A 25125-nucleotide genomic window follows, 5' to 3' on the forward strand; every position below is an offset into this window, starting at 1 on the left:
GCAGGAAAAACATTAAAAATGTCATCGGGACATACGAAAAAGCTCGCTTGCCGCGCCCCCTTGTGGGGCATTTTGCCGCATTACGGGGCAGCCCCCGGATACCTCCGGCGGGCCACTAGCCAGACCGGGCCCGCAGGCTCCGGATACCGGCCCTCCCAGGCCTGCGGCGTGCCCCACGGCGGGGCAGCGAGCGGTCCGCGCCGGTCATCCGGAGTCATGCATGGCAGGCCATGAAAAATGTTGGCAGTGGCAATAGGCTTTGTCCGCTCTCAAGCCGTTACACGGGGGCGCGAGGGTGTGCCCCGAAGCTGTTTTCGGTAATCCTCTTCGTTTGGCGGAGCGAGAGGCGTCGGTCTGGCGGAGAGGTCATGCGCTCATGCGCATGATGTATTCGTCGTTGCCGGTGGCCTCGTCCCGCCCCTCGCACTCTATCGAGAACCCCTGGGACAGGTAGAAGCCGACACTGGCCGTGTTGGACTTGTAGACCGACAGCACGAGCCTTTCCCTTCTGGCTTTTGCGTCGGCCATCAGTGCCTTGCCTATCCCTCGTCCCTGCCTCTCCGGCATGACGAAAAGGGCTGCCAGCCTGTCTTCGAGCAGTGCATGGAAGCCGAGTATCTTCGAGCCCTCCTCATAGACATGGACTTCGGCGGAGGGGATGTAGATGTCACGCATATCGTCGCGTTGCGCTTGCCAGAATCCGGGCGCGACGAAATCGTGTGCCTTGATCGATGCCCGGAGCCATATATCGAGTACGGCGTCCATGTCGGTGTTATGGAATGCTCGAATCATCGAATGCTCTGGCTTGTTCTCGGGGTGACAGGTTGGCGCTGGACGCTCAGTCATTGCCGGCGGCAACGCCTGCATGGAGCTTGGAAAGCTCGCTCCATGCCTTGTCTTCGTAGAAGTTGATCGCGATGGGATAGATCGGCTGGCCCTGCAGGGCCTTGTTGAAGTTCTCCATGAACCGTTCGCGATCCGCGATGTAGAAAACGAACTCCTTCAGGTTGTTTCCCATGACCGAATAGACGGGGAGGTAAAGCGTTCCCTCGCCTTCTATTTTTTCGAGGTGGTCTTCAAGTTCTATCAGCGACGTGTTGACCGGCTCCGGAGGCATGCCACCCTGTTCAGAACCATCGTATTCCCATGACACGACGGTAAGCCAAGGCATCTGCTGGCGGATGTCCGGGGGTGGCGTTTCATTGATGTATTTGAAGACCAGGGAGTTGCCCTGTTGCTGCCCCATCGCGACTGACCAGGTGTACTCGGCAAGTGCCATGCGAGATGCTCCGAATATGAGTAACAACGCCAAAAGAAGACGCATGGAGGGTTCCTGCCAATGAAGGCGGTGATACAGGGCTGATGTGGACGCTATTGCTACGCCAGTATTGCGCGGCAATGTGCCATAGACGGGCAGGGCAGGGCAGGGTACACCCGCATTATTAAGATTTCGGCGGCGCGGCCAGACGATGAACGGCTGGAAACCTTTGTGATGCAGGCGCGGCCCGGGCCGCGCCTGTGGGGGATGTGGATTACAACACCCCGGCCTGTCTATCCAGCTCGGCCCGCTGGAACGCCTGGAACGCGGCATCCGGTTGCTGGGCGGTGATCATGGCGAGGAAGGGGTCCTGGACCTCGGTGCGTACCTGGGCCAGGGCTTCTATGGCGGCGTGGCCGCAGAAGGGCACGTAGGCTTCGGCGTAGCCGCCTTCGTGCACCAGCACCAGGCGGCCGTCGCACAGGCGGTCGGCGGCGTCCAGCAGCAGGGCGGTCATGGCGCGGAAGGATTCGCTGTGCAGTTGCATGCGCGCCAGCGGGTCCACCGCGTTGGCATCGTAGCCGCAGGCGATGATGATCAGTTGCGGGCGGAAGGCTTCCAGGCGCGGCAGGACCAACCGGCGCAGCGCATACAGATAGGCCTCGTGGCCGGAGCCTGGGTACAGCGGCACGTTCAGGTTATAGCCCAGCCCGGCGCCTGTACCGCGTTCTTCAAGGCTGCCCGTATCCACCGGGAAGCAGCGGTCCTGGTGCAGCGACAGGGTCAGCACGTCGTCGCGTTCGTAGAAGATCGACTGGGTGCCGTTGCCGTGGTGCACGTCCCAGTCCAGCACGGCGATACGCTCCAGGCCGTGGCGCGCCCTGGCCGCTTCGACGGCGATGGCGATATTGGCCAGGTAGCAGAAGCCCAGGCCGCGGTCGGCCAGGCAGTGATGGCCCGGCGGCCGCGACAGTGCATAGGCATTATCCGCTTCGCCGCGCAGCACCGCCTCCACCGCGCCGATCGCCAGGCCGGCGGAAAGCCGGGCGATTTCGTAGCTGCCGGGGCCGACCGGCGCTTCCTCGCCCAGCTCGCCGTGGCCGGCTTCGCTCATGGCCTGGAAGCGTTGCAGGTAGCTGGCCGGGTGTACCCGCAGCAGGTCTTCCAGGCTGGCCAGTGGCGCACTGCGCAGCAGCAGCCGCTCGCTCAGCCCCGAGACATCCATCAGGTTCTTCAGGCGCCGCTTGCTCTCCGGCGATTCGGCATGGCCGGCGGCGCTGGGTGGTTGCACCCAGCCACCCACCGGCACGATCAGGCTGTGCAGGCCGGCGGCGTGCCAGAAGCAGCGTTCGTCGAAGAAGAAGGCGGTGCGGCGGGGCATGGTGGCTCCTCGTTGATGTTGCGCTGGCCAGTTATGAAGCGGTGTTTCTTACGCAGCTTCGCTGCGCCCCTTCTCCCAGGGCGATTGCGCGATACCGTTATTCACCGGAAAGGGGCTTCGACAAAAGCGCTGGAGGCTGGAAATCTGGACGAAAGACACCGGTTGCCACGCTCTTTCGTCCAGCCTCCAGCGCTCTTTTCGGCCCTTTGAGCGCATAGCGCGATCGCCCTGCCTCCTCTCCCCGGGCCTCTCCCGCGAGGGGGCGTCGCGGGTCATACTTCTTTGCAGCTTGCATCGGCCTATAGCCGCCCTATCTCCCTGGCCGTCTGGTCCACCGCCTGGCGGGTCTTGTCCACCAGTTCGTCGAGCTCGGCATGGCTGGCGACCAGCGCCGGGGCCATGATCATGCGGCCCAGGGTGGAGCGGATGATCAGGCCGTTGTCGAAGCCGATGCAGCGGCAGCGCCAGGCGATTTCGTCCTCGTTGGCGAAGCGCTTGCGGCTGGCCTTGTCCTCGGCGAACTGCAGCGCGGCGACCAGTCCGGCGCCCTGGATTTCGCCGACCAGCGGGTGGTCGGCGAATACCTCGCGCAGCGCTTTTTGCAGATAAGGGCCGCTGTCCTGTTTGACTCGCTCGATGATGCGCTCGTCGCGCAGCGCCTTGAGGTTGGCGATGGCCACGGCGGCGGCCACCGGATGGCCGGAGTAGGTCAGGCCATGGGCGAACAGGCCGCCCTGTTCCACCAGTACCTCGGCCATACGCTTGGACAGCACCAGCCCGCCCATGGGGATATAGCCGCTGGTCAGCCCCTTGGCGATGGTCAGGGTGTCCGGTTGGAAGCCGAAGTGCTGGTGGGCGAACCATTCCCCGGTGCGGCCGAAGCCACCGATCACTTCGTCGGCGCACAGCAGCACGTCGTATTTGCGGCAGATGCTCTGGATACGCGCCCAGTAGCCTTCCGGCGGGAAGATCATGCCGCCCGCGCCCTGGAACGGTTCGGCGACGAAGGCGGCGACGTTTTCCGCGCCCAGTTCGAGGATCTTCCGTTCCAGCTCGTCGGCGGCCTGCAGGGCGAAGGCTTCGGGGCTGAGGTCGCCGCCGTGGGCGTACCAGTAGGGTTCGCCGATGTGTGCGAAGTCCGGCAGCATGCCGCCCATTTCGTGCATGAAGCCCATGCCGCCCAGCGCGGTGCTGCCCAGGGTGGAGCCGTGGTAGCCGTTCCAGCGGCCGATCATGATCTTCTTCTGCGGCTTGCCGAGCACCTGCCAGTAGCGGCGCACGGTGCGGATCAGCGCTTCGTTGGCCTCGGAGCCGGAGTTGGTGTAGATGGCGTGGCTGTAGTGCTCGGGCAGCAGGCTGAACAGCAGTTCGGACAGCTCGATCACCCGTGGGTGGGTGGTGTGGAAGAACAGGTTGTAGTACGGCAGTTCTTCCAGTTGCCGGGTGGCGGCGGCGTTCAGGTCGGCGCGGCCATAGCCCAGCGCGGTGCACCAGAGGCCGGACATGCCGTCCAGGTAGCGTCTGCCGTCGGTATCCCAGAGGTCGAGGCCCTGGCCCTTGGCGATCACCAGCGCGCCTTTCTCGTTGAGCGCCTTCTGGTCGAGGAAGGCGTGGATATGGTGCGCCGCGTCCAGCGCCTGGTATTCCGAGGTGGTGTGGGGCAAGGCAGTCATCGCAAAGTCTCCGCTGAATCTGGGCGTAGGGCGCGCCGCGCGCACCGTCGGACGAATTGTTCTTCTGCGTCTGGTGCGCATGGCGCACCCGGCGGCGGTCAGCGCAACTGGAACCAGGTGGTCTTCAGTTGGCTGTATTTGTCGAAGGCGTGCAGCGACAGGTCGCGGCCAAAGCCCGATTGCTTGGTGCCGCCGAACGGCACGCAGGGATCGAGGGCGTCCACGGTGTTCACCGACACGGTGCCGACGTTGAGCTGGCGCGCGACCCGGTGGGCGCGGTTGAGGTCGTCGCTCCAGACCGAGGCGGCCAGGCCATAGGGGCTGTCGTTGGCTAGGTGCAGCGCTTGTTCTTCCGTATCGAAGACGCTGACGGCCAGCACCGGGCCGAACACTTCCTCGCGGGCCAGGCGCATGTCTGCCGTAACGCCGGTGAAAATGGTCGGCTCGATGAAGTTGTCGGAGCCGTTGATGCTCAGTTGCCGGCCACCGCAGACGCAGCGGGCACCCTGCGCCTCGGCTTCGCGGATAAAGGTCATGATGCGTTCGGTCTGCCGTGCTTCGACGATGGCGCCAGCGTGGCTGGCCGGGTCGAGTGGGTCGCCGGGCAGCCAGTCGCGGGCCTTGGCCACCAGCCGTTCGATGAATTCATCGTGGATCGAGCGTTCCAGCAGCAGCCGCGAGTTGGCCGAGCAGGTTTCGCCCTGGTTGAAGAAGATGCCGAAGGCGGCCTTTTCCGCCGCCAGGTCGAGGTCCTGGCAGTCGGCGAACACCAGGTTGGCGCTCTTGCCGCCGCACTCCAGCCAGACCTGCTTGAGGTTGGATTGCGCGGAATAGGCCATGAAGTACTTGCCCACCTCGGTGGAGCCGGTGAAGGCCAGGCCGTCCACGTCCGGGTGCAGGCCCAGCGCCTTGCCGGCCTGTTCGCCGAGGCCCGGCAGCACGTTCAGCACGCCGGCGGGCAGGCCGGCCTCCAGCGCCAGCTCGGCCAGGCGCAGGGCCGAGAACGGCGATTGCTCGGCGGGCTTGAGCAGCACCGAATTGCCCACCGCCAGGGCCGGGGCGATCTTCCAGATGGCCATGTCCAGCGGGTAGTTCCAGGGCACCACCGCGGCGACTACGCCGAGCGGTTCGCGGGTGATGGTCGCCAGCACGTTCGGCGCGCTGGGGGCGACCTGGTCGTAGATTTTGTCGATGCTTTCGGCGTACCAGCGCAGCACGCCGGCGGCGCCCGGCACGTCGATGTTCCAGGCGTCCATCACCGGCTTGCCCATGCTCAGCGAGTCGAGCAGCGCCAGTTCGTCGCGGTGGGCGAGGATCAGTTCGGCCAGGCGCAGCAGCACCTGCTGGCGCTCGCGGGGCGTGCTGCGCGACCAGGTGCCGGCCTCGAAGGCGCGCCGCGCCGATTGTACGGCCAGCTCCACGTCCGCCGCGTCACAGGCCGCTACCGGCGCCAGCGTTTGGCCGCTGGCCGGGTTGGTCACGGCGAAGGTGGCGCCACTGCTGGCCGCCCGTGGCGCTCCGTCGATGATCGCTTGGCTGATGAAGCGCTGTTGCGCCGCGCGCTGCCGCCAATCGTTGAGTGTGTACACCTGTACCTCCTGAGTTCGTTGGGTGGTCCGCGCGCCGCGCGCACCTGAAGATCGATACCGCTCGGCGATCGCGCTATGCGCTCAACGGGCCGAAAAGAGCGCTGGAGGCTGGACGAAAGCGCGTGGCAAGCGGCGTTTCTCGTCCAGCTTTCCAGCCTCCAGCGCCGTTGTCGAAGCCCCTTTCCGGTGAATAACGCTATAGCGCAATCACCCCGGCGCACCCTGCGGGATGCGATATCCGATCCATTGCCTGGCGCTAGGTTGGCGCAGCCGTGAAAGCAGGAAAACCAGTAAAAATGTCGTCGCTGGATACGGAAAAGCTGCCTTGCGTTGCACCATTGGTGATCGCGTGTCGCTTTCTGGTGCGTCGATTACCGGCATGCAGCGCCGCGCCTGGCCTGTCGTCCAGCCCCTGCTGCGCCATTAATGGGCATGTGTGGCATTGCGTGTACGGGTCTTGCAAGGGGAAGGTCGCGCCAGCAATCGTCCGAGGTTTCCTGTGGCTTCCTACACCCTGCGTCAACTCAAGTATTTCGTCACCACCGTCGAGTGCGGCAGCGTTGCCGAGGCATCGCGCAAGCTGTACATCGCCCAGCCGTCCATCTCCACCGCCGTGAAGGGGCTGGAGGAGAGTTTCGGTGTGCAGTTGTTCATCCGCCATCACGCCCAGGGCGTATCGCTGACGCCCAGTGGCACGCGCTTCTACCGCAAGGCGCGGGAGCTGCTGCGCTTCGCCCACGAGTTCGAGCAGAACGCCCTGGCCGACAACGACGTGGTGTCCGGGCAGATCGATATCGGCTGTTTCGAGACGGTGGCGCCGCTCTACCTGCCAAGGCTGATCGCCGGCTTCCGCGAGCGCTATCCGGGGGTCGAGATACGCCTGCAGGACGGCGAGCAGCAGGAGCTGGTGCAGGGGCTGACCGCCGGGCGCTTCGACCTGGCGATCCTGTACAAGCACGATCTCGATGCCAGCATCGCCAGCGAACCGCTGATGCCGCCGCAGCGGCCCTATGCGCTGTTGCCCGCCGGCCATCGCTTTGCCCGGCAGCCGCAGGTGTCGCTGCGCGACCTGGTGCTGGAGCCGATGATCCTGCTCGGGGTGCTGCCCAGCCGCACCTACTTCGTCAGCATCTTCGAGGAACTGGGGCTCAGCCCGAACATCGTCTTCAGCTCGCCGTCGATCGAGATGGTGCGCGGCATGGTCGGCCAGGGGTTCGGTTTCTCGGTGCTGGTCACACGCCCGCATGCGCAGACCACCTATGACGGCAAGCAGGTGGTCTGCGTGCCGATCAGCGAGCCGGTCACCGGCTCCGGTTTGGTCGCGGCCTGGCTGCAGCGGGCGCAACTGACCAAGCCGGCGCAGTTGTTCGTCGATTACTGCAAGGAATGCCTGGGGCGGGAAGAGCCGTTGGAAGCCTGAAACTGGAGGCTGAGAGAAAGAGCCGAAAAGAACGCTATAGGCTGTAAGGCTGGAAGGCTGGACGAAAAAAGCAGGAAAGGCTTATCCAGCCTCCAGCCCCCCCAAGGCTACCTTTTCCCTTGCCAGCGACGACAAAAATCATAATTTCGCGAATCCCCCGCTCTGCACAGAATGCGGCCAGCACCGTCCCGATCTCCATCGCGCGGGACGGCCTTGATCATCATTCGAGCAGGCAAGCCATGACCGATCTCAAGCAGCAGCACGCGGCCAGAACCGCAGGCAAAACGGAAATAGACACGCTTATCGTGGGCGCCGGCCAGGCCGGCGTGGCCATGAGCGAGCACCTGAGCAAGCTCGGCGTGCCGCACCTGGTGCTGGAGCGCAAGCGCATCGCCGAGCGCTGGCGCACGGAGCGCTGGGACTCGCTGGTGGCCAACGGGCCGGCCTGGCACGATCGTTTTCCCGGCCTGGAGTTCGATGACCTCGATCCCGATGCCTTTGCCTCGAAGGAGCGCATCGCCGACTATTTCGAAGACTACGCCAGGCAGTTCAACGCGCCGATCCGCACCGGCGTGGAAGTGAAGAAGGTCGAGCGCAATGCCGACCGGCCAGGTTTTATCGTGGAAACCTCGGAAGGGGTGATCGAGGCCCGGCGCGTGGTCGCGGCGACCGGCCCGTTCCAGCGCCCGCTGATCCCGCCGATCGCGCCTGACGACAAGCGCTTCACGCAGATGCACTCGGTGGAATACCGCAATCCGCAGCAACTGCCCGAGGGTGGCGTGCTGGTGGTGGGCGGCGGTTCGTCGGGGGTGCAGATCGCCGATGAACTGAACCGCGCCGGGCGCAAGGTCTACCTCTCGGTCGGCCCCCACGACCGGCCGCCACGCAGCTATCGCAACCGCGATTTCGTCTGGTGGCTGGGCGTGCTCGGCCTGTGGGACATGGAAACCGTGCAGCCGGGCAAGGAGCACGTCACCATCGCCGTGAGCGGTGCCCATGGCGGTCGTACCATCGACTTCCGCGAGCTGGCGCAGCAGGGCATCACCCTGGTCGGCCTGACGAAATCCTTCGACCAGGGTGTCGCGAGCTTCCAGCCGGACCTGGCCGCCAGCCTGGCGGCTGGCGACGAGAACTACCTGTCGCTGCTGGATGCGGCCGATGCCTATATCGCCCGCAATGGCCTCGACCTGCCGGAAGAGCCGGAGGCGCGCAAGACCTTCGCGGAGCCGGCGTGCGTGACCCATCCCATTCTCGAACTCGATCTGGCCGCCGCCGGCGTCACCACCATCATCTGGGCCACCGGCTTCGCCGTCGATTTCAGCTGGTTGCAGGTCGATGCCCTGGATGAGCAGGGCAAGCCTCGGCACCAGCGTGGCGTGTCCAGCGAGCCGGGTATCTACTTCCTCGGCCTGCCGTGGCTGTCGCGGCGCGGCTCCACCTTTATCTGGGGCGTCTGGCACGATGCCAAGCACATCGCCGACCATATCGCCACGCAGCGCAAGTACAGCGCCTACCAGGACGCCACGCAGCGTAGCGTCGAAGCCGAAGCGCCCGTTCAAGCCGCCACTCGCCTGGGAGCCCGTTGATGCCTAGCCATACCCGCATCCGCATGTTCAATACCAAGGAAACCTATCCGAACCAGTCGCTGGACAACGACCTCTGCCAGGCCGTGCGGGCCGGCAATACCGTCTATGTACGCGGCCAGGTCGGCACCGACTTCGAGGGTAACCTGGTCGGCCTCGGCGACCCGCGGGCCCAGGCCGAGCAGGCGATGAAGAACATCAAGCAGTTGCTGGAGGAGGCTGGCGCGGAGCTGTCCCATATCGTCAAGACCACCACCTATATCATCGACCCGCGCTACCGCGAGCCGGTGTACCAGGAGGTCGGCAAGTGGCTGAGGGGCGTCTTCCCGATCTCCACCGGGCTGGTGGTCAGCGCCCTGGCGCAGCCGCAGTGGTTGGTGGAGATCGACGTGATCGCGGTGATTCCGGAGTGAATTCGTGCCGTGGGGTGCGCCATGCGCACCTTGCTACAGGTTCCAGTGTCATCGGTGCGCATGGCGCACTCTACTTCAAGGAAAGTCCATGACCTTTTCCATCGTTGGCCGCTGCACCGAAACCGGCCAGTTGGGCATCGCCATCAGTTCATCGAGCATCGCCGTGGGCGCACGCTGCCCCTGGCTGCGCGCCGGGGTTGGCGCGGTCTCGACGCAGAACATCACCCTGCCGGCGCTCGGGCCGCAGATCCTCGATTGGCTGGCGACCGGACAGGCGCCGGCCGAGGCGCTGGACCGCGCCCTCAGCAGCAATGGCTGGAGCCAGTATCGCCAGGTCGCGGTGCTCGACAGCCAGGGCAACAGTGCATTATTCAGCGGCAGCGAAGCCCTCGGGCGGCACAATGCCCTGGCTGGAGAGCAGTGCGTCGCAGCGGGCAACCTGCTGGCCGAGGGTGCGGTGATCGAGGCATTGGTCGAAGCCTTCGAACAGGCCTCGGGTTGCCTGGCCGATCGGCTTCTGGCGGCCATGCACGCGGCCATGGCGCGGGGCGGCGAAGCCGGGCCGGTGCACTCGGCGGCGCTGCAGGTGGTGGGCGACCTGGTCTGGCCGATCATCGACCTGCGCGTGGACTGGGCCGAGAGCGATCCCATCGGCGAACTGGACGCCCTCTGGCGCGCCTACCAGCCGCAGATGGACGACTACATCGTACGCGCCCTCGACCCGACCCAGGCGCCACGCTACGGTGTACCGGGCGACGAATGACGGGTAACCCCACAGCCCGCAGCGGCGGCCCCGGCCGCGAGGCTTTCGTGGGCCGCGCGGTTTCATTCGCGGGCAAGCCCGCTCCTGCGGGGAGCATTCGCCCAGGCGCTATCCGCGCCATTACAGATTCCAGGACATGAACATGCCCAGCCGCGACCTGCTCGCCGACCTGATCGCCTTCGACACCACCAGCCGCGCCTCCAACCTGGCGCTGATCGACTATGTGCGCGGCTACCTGGGCGGCCTTGGCATCGCCAGCGAACTGCTGTTCAACGAGGAGGGCAGCAAGGCCAGCCTGCATGCGCGCATCGGCCCGGATGGCCCTGGCGGGGTGATGCTGTCCGGCCATAGCGACGTGGTGCCGGTGGATGGCCAGCCGTGGACGCTGCCGCCCTTCGCGCTGAGCGAGCGCGACGGGCGCCTCTACGGGCGCGGCACGGCGGACATGAAGGGCTTTATCGCCTGCGTGCTGGCCAGCCTGCCGGCGTTTCTGCAAGAACCGCTGCGCCTGCCGCTGCATATCGCCATCTCCTACGACGAGGAAGTCGGTTGCCTCGGTGTACGCAGCCTGGTCGAACAGTTGCGCGCCAGCCCGCAGCGCCCGGCCATCTGCCTGATCGGCGAGCCCACCGGGATGCGCCCGGTGCTTGGCCACAAGGGCAAGCTGGCGATGCGTTGCGAGGTGCACGGCGCAGCCTGCCATTCGGCCTATGCGCCGCAAGGCGTCAATGCCATCGAATACGCGGCGCGGCTGATCGGCCGCCTCGGCGAGATCGGCCAGCGGCTGGCCGCGCCGGAGCGCCACGATGCGCGTTTCGACCCACCGTTCTCCACCGTGCAGACCGGCGTCATCCAGGGGGGGAGTGCACTGAATATCGTTCCCGCTGAATGCCGCTTCGACTTCGAGATGCGCGCCCTGCCCGGCGATGATCCGCAGGCGGTGGCCGTCGAGCTGCGTGGCTACGCCGAGGACGAACTGCTGCCGCGCATGCGCGCCGTCAACGCGGCCAGCGCCATCCGCTTCAGCGAACTGTCCGCTTACCCCGGGCTGTTCACCGACCCAGGCAGCGAGGCCGCGCGCCTGCTGGCGCTGCTGTGCGGCAGCGACGACTTTTCTACTGTCGCCTTCGGCACCGAGGGCGGCCTGTTCGACGCCGCCGGCATCGCCACCGTGGTCTGCGGGCCGGGCAGCATGGAGCAGGGGCACAAGCCGGACGAGTTCATCAGCCTGGAACAACTGGCCGCCTGCGACGCCCTGCTGGAGCGGCTAGCCCGGTGGATGCAGCGCCAGGCGTGAAGCGGTGGGCGGGCACATTGCCAGCCTTTTCGTTTCGCGGGCGGCCCGGAGGCGATCAGGCGCCGGCCCGCTCGGCAAGATGGCCAGCATCCTTGTCCAGGGGCAGGTGCTCGAGCAGGTAATCGATGAAGACCCGTACCCGTGGCGCGAGCTGGCGGTTGTGCGGATAAATGGCGTGCAGCGGGGTGGCCGGGCTCGGGTACTCGGGCAGGACCCGTACCAGGTGGCCGTTTGCCAGGTCATCGGTAATGTCCCAGATGGATTTGAGGGCGATGCCGTGCCCGCCCAGCGCCCAGCGATGGACGACATCGCCATCGTTGGCCGCCAGCATGGCGGTGATGCGCACGGTGACTGGCTGCTCGCCCTCGAAGTGCCAGTCGGCCTGGGGCTGATGACCGATATGCAGGCAACGATGGCTGGCGAGGTCGCTCGGGTGGCGGGGCATGCCATGGCGTTTCAGGTAGCTGGGGGCGGCGCACAGCACCCTGTAGTTGGCGACCAGTGGCCGGGAGAAATACGAGGAGTCGTCCAGTGCGCCATAGCGTATGGCCAGGTCCATGCCGGACTCGACCAGGTCGAGCACGGTGTCTGTGAGTTCGAGCTGTACATGCAACTGCGGGTGCAGGGCCTGGAAGTCCGCCAGCAGCGGCGCGATGCGCCGGCGCCCGAGGGAGATCGGCGCGGTCAGGCGCAGGTGGCCCGATACGGTGGCGCTGCGCAATGACAGCCGCTGCTCGACCTGCTCCACGTCGGCCAGTATCTGCAAGGCATGGCGATAGAGGATGTCACCTTCCCCGGTGAGCGACTGGCGGCGTGTGGTGCGCTGCAGAAGGCGCACTCCCAGCCGGCTTTCGAGCTGGCGCAGGCGCCGGCTGACGGAGGGCAGGGTGGTGCCTAGCTCATGGGCGGCGTTCGACAGGCTGCCCGCTTCCACGATGCGTACGAACAGGGCGAGTTGGCCAAGGTCGGTCAGCGGCATGATTGTTATTCCATTAGGCAACAGTTCATTAATTTGTCGGGCAATTATTGATCGTTATCGAGAGTCTACACTGGGGACCGCCATGCAACGCCACGATGGCGTCCAGATAGTCCAGATAATAGAGGTGCTCCGATGTCTACTCGTCGTGACTTTGTTTCCGGGCTCGCCCTGTCCGCCGCCGGCCTGGCCCTGGCCACCCCGCTACGTTTCGCCGTTGCCGCTGGCGGCGCCCTGCCAGCCGCCGGGGCATTGCAGGCCCGCGCCATTCCCTCCAGCGGCGAACGCCTGCCGGTGATCGGCATGGGCAGTTCCGGCAGCTTCGAGGTCGGCAGCGATGCCGCTGCCCGCGATCCGTTGCGGGAAGTGCTGCGGCGCTTCTTCGCAGCGGGCGCTACGCTGATCGACACAGCACCCGGCTATGGCCCCGCCGAGGGAGTGATCGGCGATCTGCTGGAAGAGCTGGGCCTGCGCCAGCAGACCTTCCTCGCCACCAAGATCGGCGCCAGCGGCCGCGAGGCCGGGCTGGCGCAGTTCGAACGCTCGCTGCGCCTGCTGAAGACCGACAAGGTCGAGCTACTGCAGGTGCACAGCCTGCAGGATTGGCGTACCCAGTACCCGTTGATCGAAGAATTGAAGGCCCAGGGCAAAACCCGCTACACCGGCCTGACCCACTTCGTCGACAGCGGCCATGACGAACTGGCCGAGGTGGTGCGCGCGGTAAAGCCGGATTTCCTGCAGGTCAATTATTCGGTGATCTCGCGCAATGCCGAGGCCAGGGTGTTCCCGCTGGCACAGGAGTTGGGCGTGGCGGTGCTGGTCAACCGTGCCTTCGAGGACGGCAAGCTGTTCGCCAGGGTCCAGGGCAAGACGCTGCCGTCCTGGGCCGCCGAGGCGGGTATCGGTTCGTGGGCACAGGCGTTCCTGAAATTCGCCTTGAGCCATCCGGCGGTTACCGCGGTGATTCCCGCCACCGGTCGCCCGGAGCGGCAGAGCGATCAACTGCTGGCTGGGCACGGGCCGACGCTGAGCCAGGCGCAGCGGCAATCCCTGATCGAACTGTTCGGCTGAGCCGGCGCCATGAGTACTTCTCTGGCGAGTCCCCTGCTGCGCGTCGTGGCGCGCCTGTTCAACCTGAAGCCGGGCGAGGCGCCTGCGGTGCTGGCCGGTCTGCTGATGTTCTTTCTGCTGTTCGCCGGCTACTTCATGCTGCGGCCGGTGCGCGAAACCATGGGCGTGGCGGGCGGGGTGAACAACCTGCAGTGGCTGTTCACCGGTACCTTCGTCGCCACCCTGGTGGCCCTGCCGCTGTTCGGCTGGCTGGCCTCGCGGGTGTCGCGGCGGCGGATCGTACCCTGGAGCTACGGTTTCTTCGTGCTCAACCTGCTCGGCTTCGCCGCCGCCATGCTGCTGTGGCCGGACAGCATCTGGGCGGGAAGGACATTCTATATCTGGTTGTCGGTGTTCAACCTGCTGGCGATTTCGCTGGCCTGGAGCGTGCTGGCCGATGTCTTCGCCAGCGGCGAGGCGAAGCGGCTGTTCGCCCTGATCGCCGGCGGCGCCAGCCTGGGCGGGCTGGTCGGGCCGATCCTCGGTACCCTGCTGGTGGCGCCGCTGGGGCATGCCGGGCTGCTGGTGCTGGCGGCGCTGCTGCTGGCCGCCAGCGCAGGTGCCGGTGTCTGGTTGCATGGCTGGCGTGACCGCCATCCTCCGGCGGCCACGGCGGACGACGAGGGTAGCCGCGAGCAGCGGCGCAAACCCCTGGGCGGCAACCCGTTCGCCGGTGCCGTCGCCGTGTTCAAGTCGCCCTATCTGCTGGGCATCGCGTTGTTCGTCGTGCTGTTGGCCAGCGCCAATACTTTCCTGTACTTCGAGCAGGCGCGGATGGTGGCCGAGTATTTCCCCGATCGTACCCGCCAGACCCAGGTGTTCGGGCTTATCGACACCATCGTGCAGACGCTGGCGATCCTCACCCAATTGTTCCTGACCGGGCGCATCGCCCAGCGACTGGGGGTGGGCGTGCTGCTGGTGGCGGTGCCGCTGGTGGTCGCCGTCGGCTTCCTGTGGCTGGCGCTGGCACCGGTGTTCGCGGTGTTCGTGGTGGTGATGGTGGTGCGCCGCGCCGGCGAGTACGCGCTGGTGCGGCCCGGACGCGAGATGCTCTACACCGTGGTGCCGGCCGAGCAGAAGTACAAGGCGAAGAATTTCATCGACACCGTGGTCTATCGTGGTGGCGACGCCATCAGCGGCTGGGTCAAGCGTGGGCTGGACCTGCTCGGCGAACATCCGTCGCTGGCGATGTTCATCGGTGCCGTGCTGGCGCTGGCATGGGCTGGCGTCGGTGTCGGCCTGGGGCGGGCACAGCGGCGGCGCGAGCGCCCGCAGGATGACGCGCAGAGATGATGGCGTAGCCTGTGCACACGCCAGGCCGGTCCGACGGCCGCTCACCACTCTATATCCACCTTCCGAGGACAACCTCATGCAGATCGATCTTTCCGACAAGACCGCCCTGGTCACCGCCTCCACCGCCGGTATCGGCCTGGCCATCGCCCAGGGCCTGGCGGCGAGCGGCGCCGCCGTGGTGCTCAATGGCCGCAGCGAGGCCAGTATCGCCAGGGCGCGGGAGCAACTGCTGGCCGCGGTGCCCGGCGCCACGTTGTACGGGGTGGCCGCCGATCTCGGCGATGCCGCCGGCGCCGAGCGACTGCTGGCCAGCCTGCCGGCCATCGACATCCTGGTCAACAACGCCGGCATCTACGGCCCGCAGGACTTCTTCGACACCGACGACGCCACCTGGGAGCGCTACTGGCAGACCAACGTGATGTCCGGGGTGCGGCTGGCGCGGGCGCTGCTGCCGGGGCTGGTCGAGCGCGGCTGGGGGCGGGTGCTGTTCATCTCCTCGGAGTCGGCGCGCAATATCCCCGCCGACATGGTCCACTACGGCGTCACCAAGACCGCGCAACTGGCGCTTGCCCGTGGCCTGGCCAAGCGCGTGGCCGGCAGCGGCGTCACCGTCAACAGCGTGCTGCCGGGGCCGACCCTCTCCGACGGCTTCGCGGCGATGATGCAGGACGAGATCGCACGCACCGGCAAGTCGCTGGAGGAACTGGGGCGCGAATTCGTGCTGGCCAACCGCCCCAGTTCGGTGATCCGCCGCGCGGCCACGGTCGAGGAGGTCGCCAACCTGGTGGTCTACGTCTGTTCGACACAGGCCTCGGCCACCTCGGGGGCGGCGTTGCGGGTGGATGGCGGCGTGGTCGACGACATTCTCTGAGGGGCACCGCTGCCCACGACGATTTTTCCCACTCATCAGGAGTTCGACATGTCCCGTCCGCTAGCCGCTCTGCGCCACCTGGCCGTCACTCTGGTCGCCGTTGTCCTGGCCGCCTGCTCGTCAGCCGAAGAGCCCGATACGCCCCGCCAGGACAGCCCGGTAGTGCTGTTCAACATACTGCCGCTGCAGGCCGGTGAGATCGATGGCTTCCTGCCGTCGATGCTGGACAATGCCCATGCGTCCCGACAAGAAGCGGGCAATCTCTCCTTCGATGTGTTCCAACCGGAGGACGGTGCGGCCACCTTGCTGCTGTTCGAGCGATGGGTCAGCCAGGCAGCACTGGACGAACATTTCGCCACGCCGCACCTGAAGGTCGTCGAACGCGGCCTGGCCACCGCCCAGGCCGCTACGCCGACCAGCCTGCGCCTGGTCGAGATCGAGCCGCAGGGCGCGCAGCAGCGCAAGCCGTTGGCCAGGCCGGGCGATTCGCGCAATGTCATCGTCATCCTCAAGGCCAGGCCCGAACAGGAACAGGCCTTCCTCGACGCCTGGCGCGAAGCGATTCCCTTCTCTCGGGCCGCGCCCGGCAACCATGCTTTCGAGCTGTACGCGGTCGAGGGCCAGCCGCAGACCTATGTGCTGTTCGAGCGCTGGGACAGCGTGGCCTCGCACGAGGCACACCTGGCCCAGGACTATTCGGCGAAACTCGATGAGCGCCTGCCGGGTACCCTGGCCGAGCCGATCACGCCCGCCACGCGCTTTCTGGCGCGGGACGTGGGGGCGGAGCGATGATCATCGCGGCTGAGTAGCTGTTCGGTCCTCTCGTTCCATGCTCTTGCCCTGCGGGGATGCCCCGCCCGTTGCCGCGCGGTCACACCCGCCGGCTACGGGTCAGCAGCCACAGCAGGTAGAAGCCGCCGAGCAGTCCGGTCATCAGGCCGATCGGCAGGTTGGCCGCCACCGGCAAGCGTTGGCTGAGCAAGTCGGCGGCCAGCAGCAATACGGCGCCCATCAGTGCCCCGGCCAATAGCGGGACATTGGCCGCACCCGTAAGGCGCCTGGCCAGTTGCGGTCCGGCCAGCGCGATAAAGGCGATCGGCCCGGCCGCCGCGGTGGCGACCGCGGTCAGGCCGACGGCGACCAGCATCATCAACAGGCGGGTGCGTTCCACGGCGACGCCGAGCTGGCTGGCGGCCGCGTCGCCCATTTCCAGCAGGTCGAGGCGGCGGCCGTGGTAGAGCGCGATGGGGATCACCAACAGCAGGCAGAGCGCGGCGGGGACGACATGGGACCAGGTGCGGGTATTCAGCGAGCCGGCGAGCCAGAGCTGGGCGAACATCGCCTGGTCGAGGTCGCCGGTGACCAGCAGGATATTGTTCAGCCCGGACAGGCTGGCGCCGACACCTAGCCCCACCAGCACCAGGCGATAGCCGCCGCTGCTGCGGCCCTTCATCGCCAGCAGGAATACCAGCAGCGCGGTGCACAGGCCGCTGGCCACCGCCGCCAGCGAGGTAGCCAGCGGCCCGGCGTCGAACAGCATGATCTGCACGATCGCACCGCTGGCGGCGCCGGTGGTGAAGCCGATGATATCCGGGGAGCCCAGGGCGTTGCGCGAAATGGACTGGAAGATCGCCCCGGCCATGCCCAGGGCCGCGCCGACCAGCGAGGCGGTGAGCACGCGTGGCAGGCGGATGCGCAGGACGATGCGCTGGGCGGTGGGGTCCTGGCCGTTGCCCAGCAGGCTGGCGAGTACTTCCGCCGGGCCCAGCGCCAGAGTGCCGGTGCCCAGCAACAGGATGCCGAGCAGCAACCCGAGCCCTGCCAGCAGGCCGCAGACCATGGCGGCTCGCGGCTGGTAGCGAATGGAGAGCGCCCCCAGGCGCAGGGTGTGAGGCGGGTTCATAGGCGGCTCGGGCGGAAACGCCTGGCCAGGACGATAAAGCACGGGCCGCCGAGCAGCAGGGCGATGATGCCGGCGGCGATTTCCGCCGGGGCGGCGATCACCCGGCCGAGCACATCGGCGCCGAGCAGCAGGGCGGCGGCCACCAGTGCCGAATAGGGCAGTATCCAGCGGTAGTCCGGGCCGACCAGCAGGCGGGCGATGTGCGGGGCGACCAGGCCGACGAAACCGATCGGCCCGGCGGCGGCGGTCGCCGCGCCGGCCAGCAGCATGACCGCGACACAGGCCTGCAACCAGGTCAGGCGCATATCGACGCCCAGTGCCTGGCCAAGCTCCTTGCCCAGTGCCAGGGCATTCAGGTTGCTGACGATGGCGAAGGCCATGCCCAGGCCGCACGCAGTGGCCAGGCCGAGTCCGCCGAGCAGGGCGAAGCCGCTGCCGCTCAGCGAGCCGGCCGCCCAGTGGCGGAACTTGTCGAAGACTTCCGGCGGGGCGTTGAGCACGATGATGCCGGTGAGCGAGGCGAGCATGACCGACAGGCCGGCCCCGGCCAGCACCAGGCGGACCGGGTTGGTGCCGGTTTCATGGGCCTGGCCGAGCATGAACACGGCGATGCCGGCCAGGCCGGCGCCGAGGAAGGCGAACCAGATGTACTGGGGCATGCTGGTCAGGTCGAACAGCGCCACGCCGATAATCACCGCCAGCGCCGCGCCGGCGTTGATGCCCAGCAGCCCCGGTTCGGCCAGCGGGTTGCGCGTCACCGCCTGCATGATGGCCCCGGCCGCACCCAATGCCAGGCCGGCGAGCAGGGCGACCAGGGTGCGCGGGATGCGCAACTGGCGCACGATCAGGTGCTGGTCGTTGTGCGGGTCGGCGTGTTGCAGGGCTTCCAGAGTGGTGGCCAGGGGTATCGGGCGGGAGCCTATGGCCAGGCTGGCCAGGGCGATAAGGAACAGCAGCAGCGTACCGGCCAGCAGCCCCCAGGCATGCCGGTGGCGCTGGCGGAAGGCTTTTGGCTGGCTGGCGCCGGGTGCGTGCAGGACCATGGCTTAGCGGAAGTGACGGGCCACGGTCTCGACCATTTGCTGCCCGGAGTAGTAGTCGATTCGGAACGAGCTGGCACCCAGTGCATAGACACGACGATTCTCCACCGCCGGCAGGTTGGCCAGTATCGGGTCGGCGAGGAAGGCCTGCACATCGCTGTCGCCGGCCCCGAGCAGGAAGACGCTGTCGCCGGTGATGGCGGCCGAGAGGTTTTCCCGGGAGATGAACTGGAAGTCCGAGCTGCGGGTGACCTTTGCCGCCAGGGCTTGCGGCAGTTCCGCCACCGAGAAGCCCAGGGCTTGCAGCAGGCGGGCATGCGGGCTGCTGAGGCGACCTATCGAGTAACTGCCGGCGATATTGTAGCCGACGATGCTGACCGTGCCAGTCGGTGGGCTGAGGCTGGCCGCCGCTTGCGCGGTGTAGCGGTCGAAGCGCTGGATGGCCGCCTGTGCCTGCTGTTCGAGCCCGGTGTGGCGGCCCAGTTCGAGAGCGATGTCCTGCCAGCCCTGGTTGGAGTAGTCGATCACCAGGGTTTCGATGCCCTGGGCTTGCAGTTCCGCGCGGTGTGGTGCGGCGCTGTCGGCCCCGGTGGCGGAAACGATCAGCAGGTCCGGGTCGCTGGCGATCACCGCTTCCAGGTCGAACTGCAGGTTGCGGTACAGTACCTCGACGCCCCGCGCGTCGGCTTGCGCCGCCCATTGCAAGAAGAAGCCCTTGGCATCGGTCAGGTTGCCGGGCGTGGTGGCGGCGCTGGCCACCAGCGGCGCGTCCATGGCCAGCAGGATGCCGGTCACGCTGGGGGTGGTCGAGACGATGCGCGAGGGTTTCGCGGGGCCGTCCGCCAGGGCCGGGGCAAGGCTGCCGAGCAGCAGGAACGCGGCGGTGGCCAGTTGGGCGAGGAAACCTTTGTTCATGATCGGTCCGGTATAGGCTCTGTCGGGGCTGAATGGTCGAGGCAAGGGATCTGTCCGGCACTCTTTGTGGCCCTTTGCGTCGTTACCGCGTGTTGCCCTCGGATAGCTTTGCATAGGGTGCGCACCTGACCACAGGACGACATTCGATGGCGCGGCGCAAGGCTCGAAGCGGAGAAATACGCTTCCTCTGCGGGCATTCCATACGATAGTGATTATCACATAATATATTCCGTATTGTAGAATCTATTCTGAATCAAAGTAATTTCCTTCCCTCCACCGCCAGGAATACCGCCCATGACGTATCGTCTGCATGCGGATGCCGTGACGTTGCGCCGTGATACGCGAACCATCTCGGAAAACCTTTCCATCGCCATCCCGGAGGGCTCCTTCACGGTCATCGTCGGCCCCAACGCCTGTGGCAAGTCCACGCTGCTGGCGGCGCTGTCGCGCCTGCTCAAGCCAGCGCCGGGGCGGGTCATGCTGGATGGGGTGGACATCGGCACGCTGCCGGCGCGGGAAGTCGCCCGGCGCCTCGGCCTGCTGCCACAGAGCGTTATCGCGCCGGACGGTATCCGCGTGGCCGACCTGGTCGCGCGAGGGCGCTATCCGCACCAGTCGTTCCTGCGGCAGTGGTCGCAGGCGGATGAACAGGCGGTGATGAGGGCGCTACGGGCGACCCGGGTGGAAGAGCTGGCCGACCGGTTGCTCGACGAACTGTCGGGTGGGCAGCGCCAGCGGGTGTGGATCGCCATGGTGCTGGCGCAGGAAACCCCGATACTGCTGCTCGACGAGCCGACCACCTACCTGGATATCGCCCACCAGATCGAACTGCTGGAACTGCTGGCCGAACTCAACCGCCAGGGGCGGACCATCGTTGCGGTACTGCATGACCTCAACCAGGCCTGCCGCTACGCCAGCCACCTGATCGCCATGCGCGATGGCGCAGTGGTCGCCCAGGGCGAACCCGCGGCGATCTTCACCGAGCAACTGGTCGAGCAAGTGTTCGGCCTGTCGGCGTTGATCATCCCCGATCCGCTCAGCGGGACCCCGATGCTGGTGCCCAGGGGGCTGGTGCGCGGGAACCCGGCCCAGTAGCGCGCCTACTGGGTCAAGGCATGACGGCATTCGATCGTCAGGGCCTGTCGCTAGCGGCGAGGTCCAGGCCTGACGTGGACCGGTTGATCAGGATGGCCTCGTGGAACAGAGCGTCGCGGTCTTCCGGTGCTTGCAGTTGCCCGAGGTCGGTGACCGTGGTCAGGACGCAGACGACCTCGCGCTGGGCATCGAAGACCGGCGCCGCCTGGCCGGTCACGTTCGACAGCAGGTGGCTGACCAGTTCCGCCCGGTAGAGCCTGCGCACCTCGTCGAGGGTGGCGCGGTCCGGTGGCGTGCCGCGGAAGTGCGCGGGCTGCTGCTGGCGCGCGGCCTCGATGCTGGCCTCGGGCAGGAAAGCCTGGAAGACCAGGCCGCAGGCAGTGTTGTCGATCGGCAGGATATCGCCGAGGGCCAGCGGGTTGATGGAGAAGTAGGCGCTGCGGTACCAGCGCACCAGGGTCGGCCCCCTTTCGGTCCAGATCGTCACGCCACTGCTGATGGCGTGCTGGTGGGCCAGCGACTTCATATGCTGGGCCGCGATCTCCACCGCGTCGACCCGTTTCAGCGCACCGATACCGATGCTCAGGGCCGTCGGCCCCAGGTCGTAGAGGGCGCTGACCGGGTCCTGCTTGGCCAGCCCTTCCTTGACCAGGCTTTGCAGGTAGCGGTGGGCGGTCGAGCCGCCGGTGCCGGTACGGCGAGCGATCTCGCCGAGCGCCAGTTCGTGCTCGGCGTTGGCCAGCACCTTGAGGAAGCGCGCGGCGATGGACACCGACTGGATGGTGCCCGAACGCTTCTCGCGTGGCATGTCCGGCGCGTCGTCCGATGCGGGCTGCAGGCTGTTCAAGTGACGGTCTCCTTATCGTTGTCTGGGCATGCGTGCTCTGCGGGCCATCGTCGGTGCAGGCGAGCGATGGCCCATGGTACCGATTCCCTGGTGCGCTGGGGATGGACTGTCGAGGCACAGGGTAATTTATTCTGATCTGAGTAATGCATTCCTTATTGAGGAATATCATGGCTGCGTGATAATCTTTTTGAAGCTAAGGATCATTCTCATTTGGAGGCTTGCCTTGAAGGCGTACATTCACCACCCCGTCAGCCATGGCATTGGCGCTGTCACTCTTTCCGCACTGCTGGCGGCCCCGTCGGCCCTGGCGCAGGATGCCGCCGCGGGCGCCCGGGCGGCGGTCACCTTCGCTCCGATCATGATCACGGGCGAGAAGCTCGAGCGTGAACTGAAGGACACGGCATCGTCGGTTTCGGTCAAGAGCGGCACGGAGATCGACCGGGAAAAAACCGGCAGCGCCTCGGTCCCGGAAGTGATCGGCGACGTTCCGAACGTGGTCTACACCGACACGGTCGGCGCACCGATCATCCGCGGGCAGGACACCCAGGGGCCGCACAATGGCCAGAACGTGTTCTGGGGCGGCACGGTGCCGCGTGCCACCATCAATCTCGATGGCCACTACCTGAACTACAACGAGATGTTCTTCGGTGCGACTTCGGTCTGGGATCTCGACAGCATCGAGGTCTTCCGCGGCCCGCAGACCACCTCGCAGGGCGCCAACGCCATCGCCGGTGCGATCATCGTCAACACCAAGGACCCGACCTTCACCCCCGAGGCGGCCTACCAGGCGGAGTTCGGCAGCTACGAGTCCAGGCGCACCTCGATCGCGCTGTCCGGCCCGCTGCTGGGGCAGGAACTGGCCGGGCGGCTCGCGGTGGACTACTCGGCACGCGACACCTTCATCGACTACAAGAACCCCGCGTTCCAGAAGGGCCGTGCCGACCAGGACCTGCGCGCCCTGAACGCGCGGGCCAAGCTCCTGTGGCTACCTGAAAGCCTGCCGGGGCTGGAGGCCAAGTTCACCTTCTCGCACAACGATATCAACCGTCCCACCCAGGAAGCGGCATCGGCGCCCTTCGACAAGCTCGAGCACAGTGCGGCCACCATGCCCACCTGGAAGCAGGACACCAATACCAGTGTCCTCGATGTGTCCTATGCCCTGGACAATGGCATCCGGCTGTTCAACCAGACCCAGTATTCGCTGTCGTCCGTGCACCGCATCACGGGGCTGGTGAATGCGGGGGATGCGGATGTCCGGCAGAAGAACGCTTCCAATGAATCGCGCATCACCTTCGGCGATGCGGCGGATGTCATCAGTGGTATGGCGGGGATCTACTATGCCCATACCGCTACCGGCGAAACCCTCGCCCTGCGCGGCCTGTCGCTGTTCGATGACACCAAGCAGGCGCTCGGCGTGTTCTCCGAGGTCAACTACCGGCTGACCGATCGCTGGACCCTGAGCACCGGCCTGCGCTACCAGCGGGATCATATCCAGCGCGAGGGCCGCTCGGTGCTGACGCCGCAGGCGCTGGACTACGACAGGACCTTCTCGGCCCTGCTGCCGAAACTGTCCCTGGCCTATGCGCTGACCCCGCAATGGACCGTCGGCGGCATGCTCAGCCGTGGCTACAACCCCGGTGGCGTCTCGCTCAACCTGACCAGCCAGCAATGGGCCTACTTCAAGGAAGAGTCGCTGTGGAACTATGAGCTGTTCAGCCGTGCGAGCCTGCTCGACGACCGCCTGCAACTGACCGGCAACCTGTTCTACATGGACTTCAAGGATGCCCAGTACAACATTCCCGTGGTGATCTCCCCGGGCGTGGCCCAGTCCTACACGATCAACGCGGAGAAGGCGCATGCCTATGGCCTGGAACTGGGTGCCGACTACCGCCTGCTCGACAACCTGACGCTCAAGGCCAGCGCTGGCGTATTGCGCACCCGCATCGACGAGATTTCCGGCAACAGCGACTACGAGCACAACGAGTTCGCCCGCTCGCCGGGCTATACCTTGAGCTTCGGGCCGAGCTGGGATGTCACCGAGCGCATCAACCTCAACGTCCAGGTACGACGCATAGACGGCTACTACTCCAACACGGCGAACAGCCCGGTCTATTCGATCGACCCCTACACCCTCACCGACGCCCGCCTGAGTTTCCGCCTGAGCGACCAGGTGCAGCTCTATGGCTATGCGAAAAACCTCTTCGACGACCGCTCGCCCACCTATATGCAGGAGAACCGCGGTATCGGCGGTATCGAGGCGAGCATGACCCAGCCGCGCACCCTGGGTGTCGGGGTCAAGGGCTCGTTCTGAACAGGTGGCCCCGCCTTTATCCAAACCACAGGAGACTGATATGAGTACCCGCAAGCGCCTGCACATCGGTATGTCGCTGGCGCCGGCCTGGATGACCGGCGATGCCTGGCACCGTGCGGACAGCAACGTCGAGGGCCTTTTCAGCAGCGATTTCGCTCTCGATATCGCCCGGCGGGCGGAGGCGGCACACCTCGACTTCGTCTTTCGCCCCGACGTCAGCTACCTGGCCGTGGACGTACTGGAAAGCGGTTTTGGCTTCACCAGCCTGGACCCGACGCTGCTACTGGCGTCGATTGCCCGGGAAACCTCGCATATCGGCCTGGTATCCACCATTTCGACGACCTTCTGCCCGCCCTACATGGCCGCCCGGCAGTTGCAGTCGCTGAACTGGCTGAGCAATGGCCGCGCCGGCTGGAATATCGTCACGGCCCTGCAGGGGCACGAGAACTTCGGCCTGGACCAGATGCCGAGCGCCGAAGAGCGCTATCGGTGGGCGGCCGAATTCACCCAGGTGGTGCACCAGCTCTGGAACAGCTTCCCCAACGAGGCGCTGCTGATCGACCGCGAGCAGGGGCGTTATGCCGATGTCTCGCGGATAAAACCGATCGACCACCAGGGCGAGCACCTGCGGGTCAAGGGGCCGCTGAACCTGCCGGCCTTCAAGGCCCGGATTCCCCTGGTGCAGGCCGGCGCCTCGGACTCCGGGCGCGACTTTGCCGCCTCGGTCGCCGACCTGGTATTCGCCCCCACGCCGGACAAGGAAGCTGCCCTCGAGCTGCGCCACGACCTCTCCCGCCGCGCCGAGCGTCATGGTCGCGCGGCGCGTGACGTGCGCCTGCTGCCTGGCCTGAACCTGTTCCTGGCGCCCACTCGCGAGCAGGCCCGCGAACTGTTCATGGCCACCCATGGGCGGGTGGACAGGGCCCGGCGGTTCGCCTCGATCAAGCAACTGGTCGGCCTGGACCTCAGCGACTGGCCGGAGGACCGCCCGGTGCGCGCCGCCGACTTGCCGCCAGCATCGGGTAACCCGGCCAGCCGCACCCATTCGAGCCTGCTGCGGCGGCTGATCGAGCGCGAACCGCTGCGGCTGAGCGAGCTGCTGTTGCGCCCGGAAGTGATCTCCGCCGCCCACTGGCAGGTCATCGGCACGGTCGAGGATGCCGTCGAACAGATCGCCGACTGGGCCGCCGCTGGCGCCGTGGACGGCTTTATCGCGGCGCCGGGCGGCTCGACCGAGTCGATGCACACCTTCCTCGAACAGGTGGTGCCACGGCTGGTCGAGCTCGGGCTGTTCCGCGAGCGTTATCGCGGCACGACCTTCGCGGAGCACCTGGAAGATTGAGCGGCGCGGCCAGGGCCATTCGATACGGATGATAGCCACCTCTGG

Annotated in this window: 22 protein-coding genes; 12 read left to right on the plus strand and 10 right to left on the minus strand. The window is 66.5% G+C overall.

The features are described from left to right. Positions 1–366: 366 nt before the first annotated feature. The 5 genes from DNJ95_RS05735 to DNJ95_RS05755 all read right to left on the minus strand — a co-directional run bounded on the left by DNJ95_RS05735 (position 367) and on the right by DNJ95_RS05755 (position 5901). On the minus strand, positions 367–765 hold the full coding sequence (locus DNJ95_RS05735) for a GNAT family N-acetyltransferase (protein ID WP_476718333.1): 399 nt from the start codon (positions 763–765) through the stop codon (positions 367–369). A gap of 73 nt (positions 766–838) precedes the next feature. Beyond that, positions 839–1324 (minus strand): DUF695 domain-containing protein, encoded by a 486-nt coding sequence (locus tag DNJ95_RS05740; protein WP_242671883.1) that lies wholly within the window; start codon positions 1322–1324, stop codon positions 839–841. A gap of 208 nt (positions 1325–1532) precedes the next feature. After that, the gene (locus DNJ95_RS05745) at positions 1533–2639 is read right to left on the minus strand and encodes a class II histone deacetylase (protein WP_131183770.1); all 1107 of its coding nucleotides are present in this window, start codon (positions 2637–2639) and stop codon (positions 1533–1535) included. 299 nt (positions 2640–2938) lie between these two features. Next, positions 2939–4312, minus strand: a complete 1374-nt coding sequence (locus tag DNJ95_RS05750) for an aspartate aminotransferase family protein (protein ID WP_131183771.1) — start codon at positions 4310–4312, stop codon at positions 2939–2941. 98 nt (positions 4313–4410) lie between these two features. Beyond that, entirely contained in the window at positions 4411–5901 is a 1491-nt protein-coding gene (locus DNJ95_RS05755) for an aldehyde dehydrogenase (RefSeq protein ID WP_131183772.1), read from the minus strand. Positions 5902–6400: 499 nt separating this feature from the next. Here DNJ95_RS05755 and DNJ95_RS05760 point away from each other — a divergent pair, with 499 nt between their 5' ends. The 5 genes from DNJ95_RS05760 to argE all read left to right on the plus strand — a co-directional run bounded on the left by DNJ95_RS05760 (position 6401) and on the right by argE (position 11377). Next, positions 6401–7321 (plus strand): LysR family transcriptional regulator, encoded by a 921-nt coding sequence (locus DNJ95_RS05760; RefSeq protein ID WP_131183773.1) that lies wholly within the window; start codon positions 6401–6403, stop codon positions 7319–7321. A gap of 239 nt (positions 7322–7560) precedes the next feature. Beyond that, positions 7561–8907, plus strand: coding sequence for a flavin-containing monooxygenase (locus tag DNJ95_RS05765; RefSeq protein WP_131183774.1), 1347 nt, complete (start codon positions 7561–7563; stop codon positions 8905–8907). After that, complete coding sequence (locus DNJ95_RS05770) at positions 8907–9317, plus strand: RidA family protein (protein WP_131183775.1); 411 nt, start codon at positions 8907–8909, stop codon at positions 9315–9317. The genes DNJ95_RS05765 and DNJ95_RS05770 overlap by 1 nt, the downstream gene beginning before the upstream one ends. An 88-nt stretch (positions 9318–9405) precedes the next feature. Further along, on the plus strand, positions 9406–10080 hold the full coding sequence (locus tag DNJ95_RS05775) for a DUF1028 domain-containing protein (protein WP_131183776.1): 675 nt from the start codon (positions 9406–9408) through the stop codon (positions 10078–10080). 142 nt (positions 10081–10222) lie between these two features. After that, positions 10223–11377 (plus strand): acetylornithine deacetylase, encoded by a 1155-nt coding sequence (gene argE, locus DNJ95_RS05780; RefSeq protein WP_131183777.1) that lies wholly within the window; start codon positions 10223–10225, stop codon positions 11375–11377. A 55-nt stretch (positions 11378–11432) separates the two neighbouring features. On the opposite strand, the gene DNJ95_RS05785 is transcribed toward argE, so the two are convergent. After that, positions 11433–12356 carry a LysR family transcriptional regulator gene (locus DNJ95_RS05785; protein WP_131183778.1) on the minus strand — a complete coding sequence of 308 codons (924 nt, stop codon included), beginning with the start codon at positions 12354–12356 and terminating at the stop codon, positions 11433–11435. A 132-nt stretch (positions 12357–12488) separates the two neighbouring features. Between DNJ95_RS05785 and DNJ95_RS05790 the strand changes: the two genes are divergently transcribed. From DNJ95_RS05790 to DNJ95_RS05805, 4 genes are all read left to right on the plus strand, one after another. Further along, positions 12489–13424 carry an aldo/keto reductase gene (locus DNJ95_RS05790; protein WP_131183779.1) on the plus strand — a complete coding sequence of 312 codons (936 nt, stop codon included), beginning with the start codon at positions 12489–12491 and terminating at the stop codon, positions 13422–13424. Positions 13425–13433: 9 nt separating this feature from the next. Then, positions 13434–14756 carry an NTP/NDP exchange transporter gene (locus DNJ95_RS05795; protein ID WP_131183780.1) on the plus strand — a complete coding sequence of 441 codons (1323 nt, stop codon included), beginning with the start codon at positions 13434–13436 and terminating at the stop codon, positions 14754–14756. 76 nt (positions 14757–14832) lie between these two features. Beyond that, positions 14833–15627: an SDR family NAD(P)-dependent oxidoreductase gene (locus DNJ95_RS05800; RefSeq protein WP_131183781.1), complete on the plus strand. Its 795-nt coding sequence runs from the start codon at positions 14833–14835 to the stop codon at positions 15625–15627. A gap of 48 nt (positions 15628–15675) precedes the next feature. Further along, complete coding sequence (locus tag DNJ95_RS05805) at positions 15676–16419, plus strand: putative quinol monooxygenase (RefSeq protein WP_131183782.1); 744 nt, start codon at positions 15676–15678, stop codon at positions 16417–16419. A gap of 79 nt (positions 16420–16498) precedes the next feature. On the opposite strand, the gene DNJ95_RS05810 is transcribed toward DNJ95_RS05805, so the two are convergent. The 3 genes from DNJ95_RS05810 to fepB are packed head-to-tail and all read right to left on the minus strand — an operon-like array spanning position 16499 to position 19485. Then, the gene (locus tag DNJ95_RS05810; protein ID WP_131183783.1) at positions 16499–17530 is read right to left on the minus strand and encodes a FecCD family ABC transporter permease; all 1032 of its coding nucleotides are present in this window, start codon (positions 17528–17530) and stop codon (positions 16499–16501) included. Next, entirely contained in the window at positions 17527–18573 is a 1047-nt protein-coding gene (locus tag DNJ95_RS05815) for a FecCD family ABC transporter permease (protein ID WP_131183784.1), read from the minus strand. Before DNJ95_RS05815 ends, DNJ95_RS05810 begins: the two co-directional genes overlap by 4 nt. Before the next feature lie 3 nt (positions 18574–18576). Then, a complete protein-coding gene (fepB, locus tag DNJ95_RS05820) occupies positions 18577–19485 on the minus strand; it encodes a Fe2+-enterobactin ABC transporter substrate-binding protein (protein ID WP_131183785.1) in 909 nt (302 codons plus the stop codon). A 294-nt stretch (positions 19486–19779) separates the two neighbouring features. Here fepB and DNJ95_RS05825 point away from each other — a divergent pair, with 294 nt between their 5' ends. After that, positions 19780–20580, plus strand: a complete 801-nt coding sequence (locus tag DNJ95_RS05825) for an ABC transporter ATP-binding protein (protein ID WP_131183786.1) — start codon at positions 19780–19782, stop codon at positions 20578–20580. A gap of 37 nt (positions 20581–20617) precedes the next feature. Here DNJ95_RS05825 and DNJ95_RS05830 read toward each other — a convergent pair whose 3' ends face one another. Further along, positions 20618–21388: an IclR family transcriptional regulator gene (locus DNJ95_RS05830; RefSeq protein ID WP_131183800.1), complete on the minus strand. Its 771-nt coding sequence runs from the start codon at positions 21386–21388 to the stop codon at positions 20618–20620. A gap of 262 nt (positions 21389–21650) precedes the next feature. Between DNJ95_RS05830 and DNJ95_RS05835 the strand changes: the two genes are divergently transcribed. Continuing rightward, positions 21651–23738, plus strand: a complete 2088-nt coding sequence (locus DNJ95_RS05835; protein ID WP_242671882.1) for a TonB-dependent receptor — start codon at positions 21651–21653, stop codon at positions 23736–23738. 40 nt (positions 23739–23778) lie between these two features. Beyond that, complete coding sequence (locus DNJ95_RS05840) at positions 23779–25080, plus strand: NtaA/DmoA family FMN-dependent monooxygenase (protein WP_131183788.1); 1302 nt, start codon at positions 23779–23781, stop codon at positions 25078–25080. Positions 25081–25125: the final 45 nt, after the last annotated feature.

Source organism: Stutzerimonas kirkiae (genome assembly GCF_004327335.1).
Lineage (GTDB): Bacteria > Pseudomonadota > Gammaproteobacteria > Pseudomonadales > Pseudomonadaceae > Stutzerimonas > Stutzerimonas kirkiae.

What these genes read in the sequence shown, in the direction of transcription:
- DNJ95_RS05735 (WP_476718333.1), bottom strand. Translation starts at nt 765, where the DNA reads ATGGACGCCGTACTCGATATATGGCTCCGGGCATCGATCAAGGCACAC.
- DNJ95_RS05740 (WP_242671883.1), bottom strand. Translation starts at nt 1,324, where the DNA reads ATGCGTCTTCTTTTGGCGTTGTTACTCATATTCGGAGCATCTCGCATG.
- DNJ95_RS05745 (WP_131183770.1), bottom strand. Translation starts at nt 2,639, where the DNA reads ATGCCCCGCCGCACCGCCTTCTTCTTCGACGAACGCTGCTTCTGGCAC.
- DNJ95_RS05750 (WP_131183771.1), bottom strand. Translation starts at nt 4,312, where the DNA reads ATGACTGCCTTGCCCCACACCACCTCGGAATACCAGGCGCTGGACGCG.
- DNJ95_RS05765 (WP_131183774.1), top strand. Translation starts at nt 7,561, where the DNA reads ATGACCGATCTCAAGCAGCAGCACGCGGCCAGAACCGCAGGCAAAACG.
- DNJ95_RS05770 (WP_131183775.1), top strand. Translation starts at nt 8,907, where the DNA reads ATGCCTAGCCATACCCGCATCCGCATGTTCAATACCAAGGAAACCTAT.
- DNJ95_RS05775 (WP_131183776.1), top strand. Translation starts at nt 9,406, where the DNA reads ATGACCTTTTCCATCGTTGGCCGCTGCACCGAAACCGGCCAGTTGGGC.
- argE (WP_131183777.1), top strand. Translation starts at nt 10,223, where the DNA reads ATGCCCAGCCGCGACCTGCTCGCCGACCTGATCGCCTTCGACACCACC.
- DNJ95_RS05785 (WP_131183778.1), bottom strand. Translation starts at nt 12,356, where the DNA reads ATGCCGCTGACCGACCTTGGCCAACTCGCCCTGTTCGTACGCATCGTG.
- DNJ95_RS05790 (WP_131183779.1), top strand. Translation starts at nt 12,489, where the DNA reads ATGTCTACTCGTCGTGACTTTGTTTCCGGGCTCGCCCTGTCCGCCGCC.
- DNJ95_RS05795 (WP_131183780.1), top strand. Translation starts at nt 13,434, where the DNA reads ATGAGTACTTCTCTGGCGAGTCCCCTGCTGCGCGTCGTGGCGCGCCTG.
- DNJ95_RS05800 (WP_131183781.1), top strand. Translation starts at nt 14,833, where the DNA reads ATGCAGATCGATCTTTCCGACAAGACCGCCCTGGTCACCGCCTCCACC.
- DNJ95_RS05805 (WP_131183782.1), top strand. Translation starts at nt 15,676, where the DNA reads ATGTCCCGTCCGCTAGCCGCTCTGCGCCACCTGGCCGTCACTCTGGTC.
- DNJ95_RS05810 (WP_131183783.1), bottom strand. Translation starts at nt 17,530, where the DNA reads ATGAACCCGCCTCACACCCTGCGCCTGGGGGCGCTCTCCATTCGCTAC.
- DNJ95_RS05815 (WP_131183784.1), bottom strand. Translation starts at nt 18,573, where the DNA reads ATGGTCCTGCACGCACCCGGCGCCAGCCAGCCAAAAGCCTTCCGCCAG.
- fepB (WP_131183785.1), bottom strand. Translation starts at nt 19,485, where the DNA reads ATGAACAAAGGTTTCCTCGCCCAACTGGCCACCGCCGCGTTCCTGCTG.
- DNJ95_RS05825 (WP_131183786.1), top strand. Translation starts at nt 19,780, where the DNA reads ATGACGTATCGTCTGCATGCGGATGCCGTGACGTTGCGCCGTGATACG.
- DNJ95_RS05830 (WP_131183800.1), bottom strand. Translation starts at nt 21,388, where the DNA reads ATGCCACGCGAGAAGCGTTCGGGCACCATCCAGTCGGTGTCCATCGCC.
- DNJ95_RS05840 (WP_131183788.1), top strand. Translation starts at nt 23,779, where the DNA reads ATGAGTACCCGCAAGCGCCTGCACATCGGTATGTCGCTGGCGCCGGCC.